The organism is Bradyrhizobium sp. Tv2a-2 (genome assembly GCF_000472425.1).
In the GTDB taxonomy this organism is placed as follows: domain Bacteria; phylum Pseudomonadota; class Alphaproteobacteria; order Rhizobiales; family Xanthobacteraceae; genus Bradyrhizobium.
Window position 1 is genome coordinate 85,059 of the sequence record NZ_AXAI01000021.1, and the last position, 14,048, is coordinate 99,106.

A 14,048-nucleotide genomic window follows, 5' to 3' on the forward strand; every position below is an offset into this window, starting at 1 on the left:
TTCCCGAGCACTAGCGATGTCTGACGCAGATTCCACCGTGTTGGTCATCGACGACGATCCAGACCTCCGCGCCTCGGTTGGACGTCTGCTGCGATCGCTCGGCATTAACGTTCAGCTATTTGCCTCTATTTCCGACTTCCTGAAGTCCGATCCGCCGGATTGCCCCACCTGTCTGGTGCTCGATATTAGACTGCCCGGCCAAAGCGGCCTCGATCTCCAGCGCGAGCTGGCTGCCGCAAACAGGGAGATCCCGATCATCTTCGTCACGGGACACGGTGACATACCGATGTCCGTGCAGGCTATGAAAAGGGGAGCCATCGAGTTCCTCACCAAGCCGTTCCGCGATCAGGATCTCCTCGACGCCATTCAGCTCGGCCTGTCTCGCGACCGCGCGCGGCGGGAAAGCGACAAGGATCTCGCGGCGCTGCGGGAGCGCTTTAGTTCGCTGAGCCCCAGGGAGCGCGAGATCGTAATTCAAGTCGCTCGCGGCCGCCTGAGCAAACAGATCGCCCACGATATCGGCATCGCCGAAGCCACGGTGAAGGTGCATCGCAGCAGGGCAATGCAGAAGATGCAGGCCGGTTCGCTTCCCGAACTCGGTCGGATGGCTGACAAGCTCAAACTGGTGCCAGATCCGCCGCACCGCTCCTGAGCTGTGCCCTGACATGGTGCGCTACGCGCGCGGGGAGATCAGTCAAGCAGTCGCGCACTCTCAAAACAAACCAAGAGAAAAGGCCGGCGGGAGCTACGCCGCCGGCCTTTTCTTGCAACTGCCGGCTCGCGGGGTCCGGTTCTGTTGCGATCCCGGCATTGTGTGCCGGAGGAAACGAAGATCGGCTGCTGTGCACTTGGCGGCCCGCATCGCTTGAATTGTTACCGCAGAGGGACCGCCGGCTCCATTGTGCGCCTGTCTAGCGTGAATGCACTGAGGGAGGTTCGCGTTAGTGAGTCCGGATACTGCAAATAATACGTCGGTCTATTGATCGCTAAGCGCTGCGCAGACGCGCGCCAACCCGCAGGTTCCTCGTCGGTGATTATTTCGATGTGCCCCGTGTTGCCATCGCGGATATTGATCAGACCCGCGGCGTCCTTGATGCTGCCACCCGCCCACCCGCAATCCTCTGCCCGATTGAGGCGGTCGCCCCGGCTTGTAAATCTAGGTTTAGGCAATGCAACCAAATCTGTCATTGCCCGCCACCAGCGTGGAATAGCTCGCGGCGCTCCAGATCGTCAGATTACGTGTCGTTAGCATCTTTGCCGGGAACAGCCCTGCCAAGGCACGCGAGGTCAAAATGCGATCGACTTTAGCTTTTGGACGCTTGGAGCAATTTTATCCCGAACCGGGGCTTGACGCCGGACGCGCCGTACACGGTTCCGCTGCGATCAGGACATCCTTTGATAAGCAAACCGCGTCGGCCGTCGCCGCTCCCACCGACCTTTCATTCGGACCGTTTCGCTTGCTCCCGACGCAGCTTCTTCTGCTGGAAGGCGATAAGCCCGTGGCGCTCGGAAGCCGCGCACTGGAGATCCTGATCGCCTTGCTCGAACGCCGCGGTGAGCTGGTCAGCAAGCAGGAGTTGATGGCTCGCGTTTGGCCGAATGTCTTCGTCGAGCCTGCAAACCTCACCGTCCATATGTCCGCGCTGCGTCGAGCACTACGTGATGGACAGGCTGGGCATCGGTTTATCGTCAATATCCCTGGGCGCGGCTACTGCTTCGTCGCCTCAGTCGGCATGTCGGGACACGAGAACTGACCGAAGCATCCGCAGAGGCACTATCGTGGTCGCGACAATGGCAGAGCAGCCGTTCACCGTAGCGAAGGTTCCGGTCAGTTCCTGGAGCTTCGCCATCCGCGTCTGGCTGGCTACAATCCTGGCCTTGTTCGTGAGCTTTTGGCTGCAGCTTGAATCGCCGACGACGGCCGCGCTTACTGTTGCAGTTCTTGCTGAACCAACCCGCGGTCAAGCGCTGGACAAGGCGGGCTTTCGATTGCTCGCCACTGTCGTAGGCGTAACGGCATCGATCGTAATCACGGGCTTGTTCTCGCAGACCAGGGATTTGATCCTCATCGCGTTTGCGGTTTGGCTTGGAATTTGTGTTTTTGCATCGAAGCTTCTGGACGGTTATCGCGCTTATGCGGCAGTGCTGTCGGGTTACACCGTCGGTTTTATAGCGACACAGCAGATCGACAACCCGCAGCATGTGTTTGAATCCGGCATGGCGCGTGGCGCCGCGATCGCGGTCGGCATTCTGTCAATCGCATTGGTAAATACGTTGATGTTTGCCCCCGACCGTCGATCGCAGCTCGTAGCGCAGCTGACCGCGATTCGTCGTCGTGTTCGCAAGTATGCGGATGCGGCATTTCGCGGCAAGGCCGGCGACTCGACCACCTTCGTGGCGCTACTTCGGGATGTTGTGACGCTTCGTCCCGAGATAGCGAGCGTGGCTCTGGAATCGAGCGGCGGCTGCGCTGGAAGCGCGGCTGCCCGGAGCGTGGCCGTTGATCTCGTTGCCGAACTGCAGGTGGCTCGAGCGCTCAACGATGGTCGCGCACACGGCGTAAGCGATGAAAGTGAAGCCCGAGCAGGGAGCGAGTTACTTCGCCGGGATGAAGAACTTCGACAAGATCTGTTGGCCCTGAGATCAGCCAGGTGGCCGTCGCGGCTATGGCGCGCACCCTTGTATCGTTCCTATCGGATCGCGGCCGAAAGCGGTGTCCGCGCCTCACTATGGCTTGCGATCGCCTCGATCTGCTACGTCTGGGCCGGGTGGCCGGCGACGAGTGTATCGCTGTCTTTCGTGACGCTGATTACCGGATTGGGGGCGACAACTCCGAACCCGCGCGCCTTCACCGCCATTGCGCTTGTTGGTACGCCGATTGCAGTTGTCCTGACGGGCGTTCTCGAGTTCGTTGTCCTCAATGGCGCCGACGCGTTTCCCCTACTGGCCATCGCTCTTGCTCCTTTTACGATCGGTGCAGCGCTCCTCATGACCTCCAAAAATCTCCTGTGGTCATCACTTGGTCGCGTCAACCTACCTTACATCATGCTCATCCTGGGGCCGAGCAATCCGCAGGCTTACAATCCGCAAGCCTTCCTCTTCACATCTCTATACATCATCGCGGCCGCGGCGCTCCTGCTTGCGGCGCAGACCTTGATTCCGCCTCTGTCCGACGACAAACGCAGGATGTGGCTGCTCGCCGAGGCTCGCAGCGAACTGCAGAAGCCGATCCGGAGAGGCGAAGCCCGGGAGGATGCAACGTTCCGGGATGCCTCGCGGATCGGGCAATTTCTCGCCGCCGGGGGAGCGCAGGACAGCGGGGCCCTCGCAGAAATGCTCTCCTGCTTCGATCGATCGGCGATGCTTCGACAGGGCCACGGCGTCGCTTCCCCTCAGGAGGCAAACTGATGGCACACGCCTTTCCAGAGTTGATCATCGGGGGCGTCCTGTTGGCGCCGTTTGTAGCGTATTTGGTGGCGGCTCTCGTCGTCATCATTGTCATTCGGCCGCTTCTGCATGCCATCGGCTTTACGAAGATGTTCAGTCGGGCTTCGGTCGCGGAGCTCTGTCTGTACATATCATTTCTCGGCTTGTTGATGTTGGTATTCTAGAGGAGATGGCCATGGATGCGACGATCGATGATGAGGTCTTGCAGCAGGAGGAGGTGGAAGCACTCGCAGCGCACTCGTCGCCGCGTGTCGGTGATGCGTCGCCTCGCCAGGCAGGTAAGCTCGACGATATCGCGCGAAAGGTATCGGAAGCCGGTCCAGGCGACAAATCGATCGTCTCGCCCTCCGAAAGGTCCATGGCACAACGGCGAAACGGCGCCTTCCGAATCGCGCAGCATGTGTTGCGGAAGGTGGCTACTGCAGGTATCGCAGTCGTTGCGGTGCTGGTCGCTCTCGTGACCTGGGATCAATACAACGCCGGGCCATGGACGCGAGACGGGCGAATCCGGGTTCAAGTGGCGAGCGTGGCGCCGGAAATCTCCGGCAAAATCACGGAGCTGCGGATAGTCGACAATCAATTTGTCCGCAAGGGCGACGTCCTGTACGTCATCGACCCCTTCGATTTTGATGTCGCGCTGCACACGAACAAGGCGATCTTGCAGCAAAAGGTGGCGGACCTCAATGTGAAAGAACTGCAGTCCGAGCGTCGGCGACGCTTGTCGGATCTGGCAAGTAGCACCGAAGAGAAGCAGGTCTACGAGGGAAGTGCCCTGCAAGCAAAGGCCGCCGTCGATTCCGCTCAGGAGCAGGTACGGCAGGCGGAGATCAACCTGCGGCGAACTGAAGTGCGCAGTCCGGTGAATGGAATTGTCACCAACCTCCTGCTGCGTGAGGGCGATTACGCGCATCAAGGCGCCACCAATGTTTCGATCATCGACACGGACAGTTATTGGGTCGACGGCTATTTCGAGGAAACAAAGCTGGCTCGGCTGTGTGTGGGAGACCGCGCGGAGGCAAAACTGATGGGTTACTCGGCGCCGATTGTTGGCCACGTTGCAACTGTGACGCGTGGCGTCAGCGTATCGAACGCCGCGGCCGCGACCCAGGGCTTGCCCAACGTTGATCCGGTTTACACTTGGGTACGGCTGGCCCAGCGAGTGCCGGTCCGCATCATGATCGACAAGGTGCCGCCGGGCGTCCCACTGGTATCCGGCTTGACGGCAACTGTCACGATCCGGGACGGCAAAGACGGCGATAACGAAACGCTCTTGCAAAGGGTTCGCGCCGAACTCGAGTCGAGCTTTTTCGGATTGGTCGGTGAAGCTTCGGCGCGGCCAGGCTGCATTTCCGGCCCCTCGTCCCCGTAGCTGCAGAAGGCGATTGTTTACGAGACCTGCAGGCGACCGAGCCCCGGTCGGCGAGGTTTGCTGCTGTCATTCGCTTAAGGGCGGTCGGTCCTCTGTCTTATCCGAGCCGTTTCTCGTCTCCTCTAAGCCAAGGTTTATGTGCCGCAACCACAGCCGTATTCAGAACGACTCACGTGCAATAGAGGATAGACCCGCAAAACTGTAACTCTCCCCTCAGCAATCCGCTTGATGGAGATCACTGATGAGGAGAATCACTGTTCTCATTGCTTCTGCTGCGATCAACGCTTCCACGATTCCCATGGTCGCTGCGGAGTGCATCGACGACTCCTGCGCTCGCTCGGCTGCGGTACGAAGCCAACCCGCCAGTGTAGCCGACAAAGAGAAGAGTTGTCGCGGCTACGCCGCCTCATTCTATGAGTCCGTGATGTTGCGGCACGTCGCTGCCCAACGGGTCGACGGCGCGCAGGTATTGGCAGCGCTCGATTCCGTGATCAACGCCTTCAACGACCTGCTGGCGACGAAGTGCGGCGGTTGAGATCCTTACTGGTAGGCAAATGACAATCCGCGAGGTGCTCAGATGATTCTGTTTCCTCTCATGGCCACCTGGATGTTGTTCGAAATTGTCGGAGCGACGCCCCTGCCGGCTTTCGTGCCGTCCCGTCGTGAACACCGGCAACGCCGAGATCTCGTGCCATCCCGTCGCATTTGAAATGAGGCTGAACGTGACCCAGGTCTATTTCCACTGCTCCAACACGAGGAAGGTTTTCGTCGACCGCCACGGCGCCTCCGTGAACGACCTCGCTGAGGCGCGAGATCACGTGACCCGCGTCGTGCAATCCTTCACCAATGAGCGCAGTCTCGATGATTGGCGTGACTGGCTCCTCCATGTCAGCGACGATCAGGGCGATGAGCTTTTCGTTGTGCCCTTCACTTTCGTGCTCGGCAGACCCCATTGAAGGCCGCCAGGCATTGGCACCAATGCCAAAGACATTGAGGAGGCGTTCTCGTGATCAAGATCATTGCCGTGCTCTGCAGTCTGTCCTCTCCGGACAATTGTTACGAACAGATGGTCACCAACTCGGATTTCGCGGATGTCTCGGTGCAGTCATGCCTGATGGGCGCGCCGCAGCTCGCGGACTGGATGAAGCAGCATCCGGCGGAGCGCCTCGCGGCATGGCGCTGTGTAGTCGGCAAGCAGAGCAGCAGAGGAGCTTAGCGTGAGAGGCAGATCGCTTCGAAAGCGGTCGATGCACTGGAACAGGCGTTAGGCACGATTTACTTGGATTTGGATTGCTTTACTCGCACCGACGTTTCTTGTCGGATAGCAAATCGCCTTGGGGAGCAGACAGCTTCGCAAGTGCTTGGCCCCGGCGCCTGACCCTTCGCCGTGGCTTCCCGCGGCCGGTCCTTTCCTTCCCGAGGACCGGCCGCCCCCTTCAGGGGCCTGGCAGTCGTCTGCGCCCGATCGTATGGGCACGGCGGCTCTTTCGGACGGGGAGGTTCGGATCGTTGAGCACCAACCGGACGGAGGCGTCGCTCCATGCCTTATGATCATTTCTTCTCCGCCGCGCTTGCTCGCCTGCACGCCGAACGGCGCTATCGCGTGTTTGCCGATCTCGAGCGCATCGCCGGGCGTTTCCCGCATGCAACATGGCATTCCCCGAATGGTCCGCGCCCGGTCGTGATCTGGTGCTCGAACGATTACCTTGGCATGGGCCAGCACCCGAAGGTGATCGGCGCCATGGTGGAAACCGCCACTCGCATGGGTGCAGGCGCCGGCGGCACTCGCAACATTTCCGGCACCAATCATCCGCTGGTCGAATTGGAGCGGGAGCTCGCCGACCTGCATGACAAGGAAGCTGCGCTGGTCTTCACCTCGGGCTACGTGTCCAACGAGACCGGCATCGCGACCATCGCCAGACTGCTGCCGAACTGCGTGATCCTGTCAGACGCCTGGAACCACAATTCGATGATCGAGGGCGTGCGGTGTGCTGGCGTGGAAAAGAAGATCTGGCGCCACAACGACATTGACCACCTGGAAGAGTTTCTGGCGGCGGAGGCACCCGAGCGGCCAAAGCTGATCGTGTTCGAGGCTCTCTACTCGATGGACGGCGACGTCGCGCCGGTGAACCAAATCTGCGATGTCGCGGAGCGCTATGGCGCCATGACCTTCATTGACGAAGTCCATTCAGCCGGCATGTACGGACCGCGCGGGGCCGGCATTGCCGCGCGCGAGGGTGCCTTGCACCGGATCGATGTGGTCGAGGGCACGCTGGCGAAGGCCTTCGGCTGTCTTGGCGGCTACATCGCGGCGAGCGCCGACATCATCGATGCGGTGCGCTCCTATGCGACGGGCTTCATTTTCACCACCGCGCTGCCGCCCGCAGTCTGCGCTGCCGCTACCGCAGCCATCCGGCACCTCAAGACTTCACGTTGGGAACGCGGCCGTCATCAGGACCAAGCGGCGCGGGTCAAGGCTGTGCTCAATGCCGCCGGCCTGCCGGTGATGCCGACCGACACGCACATTGTGCCGGTGATGGTGGCCGATCCGGAGAAGTGCAAGGAGGCGAGCGATCTCCTGCTCGCCGAGCACGGCATCTATGTCCAGCCAATCAACTATCCGACCGTCCCGCGCGGCACCGAGCGACTGCGCATCACGCCGACGCCCTACCATGACGATTCGCTGATTGATGCGCTTGCCGAGGCGCTGGTCGATGTCTGGGGGCGGCTCGGGTTGCCACTGCGATGCCGGGCGCTGGCGGCAGAGTAATTTACCGATGGCCCCGCAAGCTCGGCTCCGCCAATTCGATGGCTCCAAGTGCCGCGGCCCTCACCGACCGACTATCGCATCAACAAGCAGATGCAGATGATGAAGTTCAATGGCGAGCACTGGGAACTGTTCGGCCCGATCATCGAGGATACGAGCGCGGCGGGTTGACAGCTCGCGTTGTCTAGGGGTGGTCGAAAGTCTGGATGCTAATGCAGATCGACCGGGCTCCTGGCTCATGCGCAAAATCGGGGCATTAAATACAAAAAGCCCATCCGTGACGAGTACCGTCTTCTTCCACCCTGCCGATGGGAGCGGGGTCGATCCTCAGCCGCCTTTCGCCCGCCCGCTGACTGTTTGCCTCACTAGAGTTTCGACCGTTCCGGTGGGTAAGAGCGTCCGATAAACGCGTCGTCCAGCAACGCCAGAACCTCGTCATACGTCACTGGCCGTGGATTATAGTACGGCGATTCCACTACAAGCGATGCGGCACGGCCGAGGTCTATTCGCTTCATGCCAAGTTCTTCCAACGTAGTCGGCGCACCTAATTCCCGCAAAAGCTGGAAGATGGCGCTCGCCGCGTTAGATGCGCTCATGGCGCGTTCTATCCGGCTCATTGCCTCGGGCGCCGCGACATAGTTGTAGGCAAGCACGTGCGGCAGGAGGACAGTGTGCGTTTCCGCATGTGGCAGATTGAAGCTGCCACCAAGCACGTGGCAGAGCTTGTGATGGAGCGCCATGTTGGTTCGTCCCAACACCGCGCCGCACAACCAGGCGCCATAGAGACAGTCGCTGCGGGAATCGAGATTTCGTGGAGCTGCCTTCATCCCCGGTAAGCCACGGGCCAATGCGGCGATGCCTTCTTCCGCCATGAGGTTCGTGATCGGATTCGCATTTTCTGCATAGAGTGCCTCGGTCGCGTGCGCGATCGCATTGAACCCGCTCGTGATCGACATCGTCTTTGGGAGATCGAGGGTGAGACAGGGGTCATAGATCACCGTTTTCGGCAGCACGCGGTGGTCGCGCCCAGTCGTTTTTCGCCCATCCCTGGTGAAACCATAGATTGGCGTCATCTCGGAGCCGGCATAGGTCGTGGGAATCGCCAAGATCGGCATTGCAGAATGCAACGCGATCGCCTTGGCGAGTCCTATCGTCGATCCGCCGCCTGCCGCCACGACGCAATCCGCTCCGAGTCGGGTAGCCTCGTCAATTGCCCTCTCTGCGGTTTCAAACGGGACATGCATCGCAGCGTGTGGATAGACTCCGACGCTCCGATCTCCGAGCGATCCCGAAATGTCGGTCCCCAGTGCTACTTGCTGGGGTGTCGATAGGACCAGCGCACGTGTCGCGCCGAGCTGCTCAACCTCGCGCGGCAAATCATCGACCGCGTTCGGTCCGAACACCACGCGCCCGGGAGAACCTTCGAAAATAAACGACTTCATGGGGTACCTCTCTCCCGCAAGAGCCGCTGGTGCACCGAGCGCGGCGCAGCTAAGCTGTCGCACGGGCGACAATGAAAACCATTCCACGCAAGCACGTTGAAGATCTCGACCTGCACGCACTTCGGGTCCTCGATGTGCTGTTTCGGGAACGAAGCCTCACACGCGCCGCGGAAGCGCTGCATACGCAGCAGCCTGCGCTGAGCAAGACGCTGGCCCGGCTTCGACGCTACTTTGGCGATCCGCTGTTTGTGCGCGTCGCCTTGCATATGGAGCCGACGGCGAAGGCGCTCGAGCTTATTGAGCCGGTTCGTGCCGTCCTCGACGGGCTTCAACGGCTTCGCAACGAACAGACCCGCTTCGACCCCGCGCGCTCGACGCGGGTGTTTCGCGTTTTTACGCTTGACGCGGGTGTCATTGTGATGCTGCCAGCCATCATGAAGAAGCTGCTCGAGACGGCACCAGGCGTGCGCTTGCGCGCGGCCCAGGTCGACTTGCAAAGCCTCAATGCCTCGCTCGAATCCGGCAACATCGATCTCGGGATAGGCGAGTTTCCGCTGCTCATTCCCGGTATTCGCCGACAAAAGTTGTTCTCGGGCCGGCACATGTGCATTTTTCAAAAGGACCATCCTCGACTTTCCCGCAATCCCTCGCTTGCTGCCTTCCTTGACGAGCAGCACATCTTCATCACGGCCGCCGGCACCGGACATCCTCACCAGATCGCGGAGCGTACGCTGGAGGACCAGCTTCCGGCGAAGAACATCATCGCCCACGTGCCGACGTTCACTGCGGCCGCGATCCTCGCTAAAAACACCAACGCGGTCGCGACGATGCCGGGACCCGTCGCATCCGTGCTAGCGCGCGAGCTCGACATGCAACTCGCAAAGCCGCCGATCAAGCTTCCGGAATTCGAAATCGCCCAGTACTGGCACGAGCGGTTCGACCGCGATCCCGGCAATCAATGGTTGAGATCGATCGTCCACTCCCAGTTTGGCGGCGGCAAGTCACCCGCCAGGGGCTAAGCACCCCTGTGCTGCGGCACTCGTTTTGGTCGATGCGTGCTCCGTGATCGGCTCCAGGACGAAGTCATATTGCAGCATCCAGAACGCATGATGGGCGATGGTTCCGTTGGGCGTCACGCTGCCAGCCGGCATCAGATCGAATTCCGAGATCAACGGAGCCTTCACACCGTAAACCACGTCGCTCGCAATATACGGGCACGACTTCTTGAATAGATGCGTGATCAACTGGTGATGGCCGGGTGCATTGATCAGGAAGTGGATGTGAGACGGCCGCATCGGGCTGATCTTGGTGCGGGCCATGATTTCCCCGACGGGACCGTCCATCGGGATCGAGTAAGGCACTGGCAACACGGTTTGAACGACGAAAGCGCCGGTCGAATCGGATCTGAATACGCCGCGCATCCACGCTTCATCCCCACCATGCTGCGCGTCGTAGTGGCCGTCACCATCCGCTTGCCAAATATCAAGCGTCGCGCCGACGATCGGCTTACCATCCAGGTTGCGAACCGACCCGGCAATGTAGCAGGGCTCGCCGGGCGCCCCCCTCGCAATGTCGGCTCCATTGGGCAGGTTCGGCGAGCCGTGCACATGGAAAGGCCCGGTCACTGTCGTCGGGGTCGCCTCGCTCGACAGGCGGTGATTGATGCAGTCGATCAACATGCTGACACCGACAACATCGGAGGCAAGCACGAACTCCTGCCGCTTCTCATTCGACAGCTTTCCCGTACGCGTCAGCCATTCGATGGCGGCCATCCACTCCTGCTCGGTAGGTTCAATATCGCGCACGAGGGCATGGAGATGCTTGATCATCGACTGCATGATTCTTCGGAACCGCTGGTCAGGAACTGCCTCCCATCGATCCAGCACGATATCGGTGATATTGCTCTCGGTAACGTAGGTCATCGCGCGCTCCGTGAATTTGCCCGTCCGGACCAGACCGGAGCCTGGCGCGGACGGATGCTCGACTTCAGATCCTGGGATCGACCAGCGCGCCCAAGCTGGCCTTGCGTGACGCCATAGCTGCCGCGCCGGTATCTTGGGCGCGGGCGTAGGCCGCGGAAGCGCTGTATTCGGTCGTTGCTTGCTGCTCTAGTTCGATGCCGCAGGCCTCGCGTGCGAACTTGGCGTACTCGCCGGCGCCGGAAAATTCCGCGCGCTGCATTGTCAGCGACCGAATCGCCATCAGCGGCGTGCCGTTGAAGTTCTCGAACATGAAGAGGCGCCCACCCCAATCGGACAGGTACAGATCGCGGATGACGCGGCCGATCCTGAGCCGATCATACGGTTTACCGTTCGGGCCGGTATTGAGCTTGGTGAGCCAGGGACCGAGTTTGGCGTCCTTCCACTGTGATTCCGTCGGGAAGAGCAACGCGCTGCGGCCGCAGAGATCGAGCAGCTCGTACATCATCGAGGAGAAGTGCTCGAGATAATAGGCCCGTCCGAAATCGTATATTAAGATATTCGGCTTGTAGTGCCCGCCCGGCGTCAGGAAACCCATTTCCTCCGAGGCGACGACGTGGGCCATCATGGCCTGGTGGAATCCGACAAATTTTGCGACGCGGGTTTGGACAGCAGGGATCTTGGCGGTGCCGATATGTTCGGTGATGAGGATCGCAAGCCCCGCCATCAGCTCGGCACGGACCATCTGACGGATGATGGCGTGGTAATGCAACCAATCAAACACCCGCTGCGGATAGAGCTTGGCGTGATCGGGGTTGCCGATATGGAAGACGTACTTCCAGGGAATCAGGACGTTTTCGAATATCGTGAGGTTGTCGAGTTCGTCGCCGGCTGAGGCCAGGGGGTGCTCGACCGGCTCGTCCTTTACGGTACTCTCGCGGCAAACGACCGTGACGCCTTTGGTGTTGACCGGGGTCATCGCGAAGATGATCTGTTCGGCCGGGATACCCGGACGAAAGAAGACGCCAATGTGGATCCAGTCGCCAAAGGCTGTTCCGGTGCCAATCGCCTTGACACCCTCGACGACGATGCCCTTCTCGCCGATCTCGACGATCCGTAGGGCGGGCGAGCGCGCCTGCGCGTCGGTCGTCGAACGATCCGCCTGCGGGTCGACGAATTGCGGCGTGCAGTTAAGATCGTTGTCTCGAGCGAATTCATAGAAATCGACGATGTTCTTGGCCAATCCGCGACCTTCCGCGCCAATGGCGGCATCCTCCCAAGGCTGCGGATCGTCAACATAGGTGAGCAGCGGGTAATTGTTCGTATCAGGCATCCGCGGAAACGAGGTGCCGCCGAGCTCGCGCATGACGGTCTCGTGATATTTGTGTTTGCGCTTAACGTCATCCTTGTTGCGGTGACCGAACCATTGCATGGAGCGGCGGACGCCGTCTTCGTCCACGAAGGTCATGATTTCCCGCAGATCCTCGCGATGATGCAGGTCGTAGAAGTCGGCGATCCGGCGAGCATAGTCGCGGGTCTTCGGATGGGTAGCGACGTTATCGATCTTTTCGTTGCCGACCCACACGGTGCGGCCGTCATTGAGGGCTTCCAGGTATTGCGCGCCTGTGCGTAGCATAATCAGCTCCATGGGTTGAGGTTAGAGGCCGGCAGATTCAGGCCATGTGACGCAGGGTTGCGTAGTCGCGGCTGTGATAGATCAACGGTTCACCGTCGCTGGCATGCTCGGTTGAAAGCACCTCGGCAAAGATCACGCTGTGCGTGCCGACTTCCCTGACGTCGGCGATCCGGCAATCGAGCGCGACGCGCGAGGCCGTGCAGTAGGGTGCGCCGGTGGCAAGTACCCCCCAGTTCGGACCGGAAAATCGTTCGATCATCGGCACCCGGCCGACACCAGCAAACAGCTCCGACAAGTCCACTTGATCGGTGCCGAGGCTGGAGACGCACAGCACACCGTTGGCCTTGATGATTGCATTCGCAGCACTCCTGCGATTGACGCAGACCATGATGGTGGGAGGTTCGTCAGTCACCGAACACACGGCGGAGCACGTGAAGCCGGCAACGCCATGCGGACCGTCGGTACAGACGATCGAAACCGAACAGGCGACGCGCGACATTGCTTCGCGGAAGGTCGCCGCTGTCGTCACTTTTATGGTTGCTTGAATAGAGTCCTGGACTCGGACGTCGCCAGCCGGAGACCGGAGTTCATTGGACGCTTGCATCTTCCTCTCCATCGCTTCTTGACTTGGATCCGAACGTTATTGGGCGAAGGCGTTTTCCTGTTCTTCGTTTGAGGGTGTCGCAATCGGAGAAGCCGCGCCATCTGGGGCACGGCTATTGAGAGTATTGCCTTAGGGGAATGGTGGTTGTCGGTGATGCCGCCGCGCTTGATGCTGGGTGGTGGTCAGCTCTGCCGCCGTAAGCCGTTTTGCTTGCCGCCGACTCAGGCGGCTTCCCAATCTGACCCTGTGCTCGCATCCGCGGAGAGGATGGACCAAGCTAGTCACTGCGGTATTTCGCCAGAACGGGAGCTACTGCACCGGGCGCTCACCGTCGAGCGTCACGAAGCCCAAGCCATATCACCAGAAGGCTTATGTCATCTGCCCGGACCTCGGAGAGGCCGGCGCGCTCTTCACGCGAGGCTGGGAGCGCAAGGTGGAGATGGTCGGTGACATGGCAAAGAAGACCAAGCGGGAGATCAATACCGTGTGGATCTATCCGCCGCGGCCCGAGCGCGCCGCTGCGCTCGCGCCGACCCGGAACGCGTGACCCATGTCTAAGTGCCTAACGAACACGGGCCGCGCTTTACACAGCGCGGCCCGTGCCACAAGGTACTCGTGACAGGTCGCCGTGCCCGCTGAAGGAAACCATTCGCCACGCAGCGCTGGCGCTGCTCAGGATGGCCAAGGCAACCTCCGACTCCCGGGGTTGCGGCTGGGCTCGTCGAAGCCATGCCGATCTCAAAGATGAAGTGGATGAAATGCCGCCGCCAGGACCCGTGTCCTCAGTTTGGTAGCCTCCGTCATTTCGCGCTTGCCTTCCTTTTCAACTCTCTCCGCTTTTTGGTTGCGGTCTTGAGTGATCTC

At 60.5% G+C, this 14,048-nt stretch carries 14 protein-coding genes and 1 pseudogene; 11 read left to right on the forward strand and 4 right to left on the reverse strand.

All coding sequences use genetic code 11. The features are described from left to right. Positions 1–16: 16 nt before the first annotated feature. The 9 genes from A3AI_RS0133060 to hemA all read left to right on the forward strand — a co-directional run bounded on the left by A3AI_RS0133060 (position 17) and on the right by hemA (position 7,586). A complete protein-coding gene (locus A3AI_RS0133060) occupies positions 17–652 on the forward strand; it encodes a response regulator transcription factor (protein ID WP_024519661.1) in 636 nt (211 codons plus the stop codon). A gap of 640 nt (positions 653–1,292) precedes the next feature. After that, positions 1,293–1,754, forward strand: a complete 462-nt coding sequence (locus A3AI_RS0133070; RefSeq protein WP_084801108.1) for a winged helix-turn-helix domain-containing protein — start codon at positions 1,293–1,295, stop codon at positions 1,752–1,754. 37 nt (positions 1,755–1,791) lie between these two features. After that, complete coding sequence (locus tag A3AI_RS0133075; protein ID WP_024519664.1) at positions 1,792–3,408, forward strand: FUSC family protein; 1,617 nt, start codon at positions 1,792–1,794, stop codon at positions 3,406–3,408. Beyond that, on the forward strand, positions 3,408–3,611 hold the full coding sequence (locus A3AI_RS0133080) for a DUF1656 domain-containing protein (RefSeq protein WP_024519665.1): 204 nt from the start codon (positions 3,408–3,410) through the stop codon (positions 3,609–3,611). Before A3AI_RS0133075 ends, A3AI_RS0133080 begins: the two co-directional genes overlap by 1 nt. Before the next feature lie 11 nt (positions 3,612–3,622). Continuing rightward, positions 3,623–4,816 (forward strand): HlyD family secretion protein, encoded by a 1,194-nt coding sequence (locus A3AI_RS43895; RefSeq protein WP_051382583.1) that lies wholly within the window; start codon positions 3,623–3,625, stop codon positions 4,814–4,816. Positions 4,817–5,057: 241 nt separating this feature from the next. Next, positions 5,058–5,351: a hypothetical protein gene (locus A3AI_RS0133090; RefSeq protein WP_024519667.1), complete on the forward strand. Its 294-nt coding sequence runs from the start codon at positions 5,058–5,060 to the stop codon at positions 5,349–5,351. 187 nt (positions 5,352–5,538) lie between these two features. Beyond that, positions 5,539–5,772: a DUF6894 family protein gene (locus tag A3AI_RS0133095; RefSeq protein ID WP_024519668.1), complete on the forward strand. Its 234-nt coding sequence runs from the start codon at positions 5,539–5,541 to the stop codon at positions 5,770–5,772. Between the two features lie 50 nt (positions 5,773–5,822). Then, the gene (locus tag A3AI_RS0133100; protein WP_024519669.1) at positions 5,823–6,032 is read left to right on the forward strand and encodes a hypothetical protein; all 210 of its coding nucleotides are present in this window, start codon (positions 5,823–5,825) and stop codon (positions 6,030–6,032) included. A gap of 324 nt (positions 6,033–6,356) precedes the next feature. Continuing rightward, on the forward strand, positions 6,357–7,586 hold the full coding sequence (gene hemA, locus A3AI_RS0133105) for a 5-aminolevulinate synthase (RefSeq protein WP_024519670.1): 1,230 nt from the start codon (positions 6,357–6,359) through the stop codon (positions 7,584–7,586). Between the two features lie 362 nt (positions 7,587–7,948). Here hemA and A3AI_RS0133115 read toward each other — a convergent pair whose 3' ends face one another. Further along, a complete protein-coding gene (locus A3AI_RS0133115) occupies positions 7,949–9,025 on the reverse strand; it encodes a maleylacetate reductase (protein WP_024519671.1) in 1,077 nt (358 codons plus the stop codon). Between the two features lie 71 nt (positions 9,026–9,096). On the opposite strand from A3AI_RS0133115, the gene A3AI_RS0133120 reads away from it, so the two are divergent. Further along, entirely contained in the window at positions 9,097–10,044 is a 948-nt protein-coding gene (locus tag A3AI_RS0133120; protein ID WP_024519672.1) for a LysR family transcriptional regulator, read from the forward strand. On the opposite strand, the gene A3AI_RS0133125 is transcribed toward A3AI_RS0133120, so the two are convergent. From A3AI_RS0133125 to A3AI_RS0133135, 3 genes are all read right to left on the reverse strand, one after another. Further along, positions 10,027–10,947, reverse strand: a complete 921-nt coding sequence (locus A3AI_RS0133125) for a dioxygenase family protein (protein WP_024519673.1) — start codon at positions 10,945–10,947, stop codon at positions 10,027–10,029. The genes A3AI_RS0133120 and A3AI_RS0133125 overlap by 18 nt on opposite strands. Before the next feature lie 64 nt (positions 10,948–11,011). After that, a complete protein-coding gene (locus A3AI_RS0133130) occupies positions 11,012–12,580 on the reverse strand; it encodes a 4-hydroxyphenylacetate 3-hydroxylase N-terminal domain-containing protein (RefSeq protein ID WP_024519674.1) in 1,569 nt (522 codons plus the stop codon). A gap of 37 nt (positions 12,581–12,617) precedes the next feature. Next, entirely contained in the window at positions 12,618–13,079 is a 462-nt protein-coding gene (locus A3AI_RS0133135; RefSeq protein ID WP_198030276.1) for a flavin reductase, read from the reverse strand. 454 nt (positions 13,080–13,533) lie between these two features. Here A3AI_RS0133135 and A3AI_RS46600 point away from each other — a divergent pair. Next, a pseudogene (locus A3AI_RS46600) lies at positions 13,534–13,742 on the forward strand (NAD(P)/FAD-dependent oxidoreductase); the annotation flags it as partial. Positions 13,743–14,048: the final 306 nt, after the last annotated feature.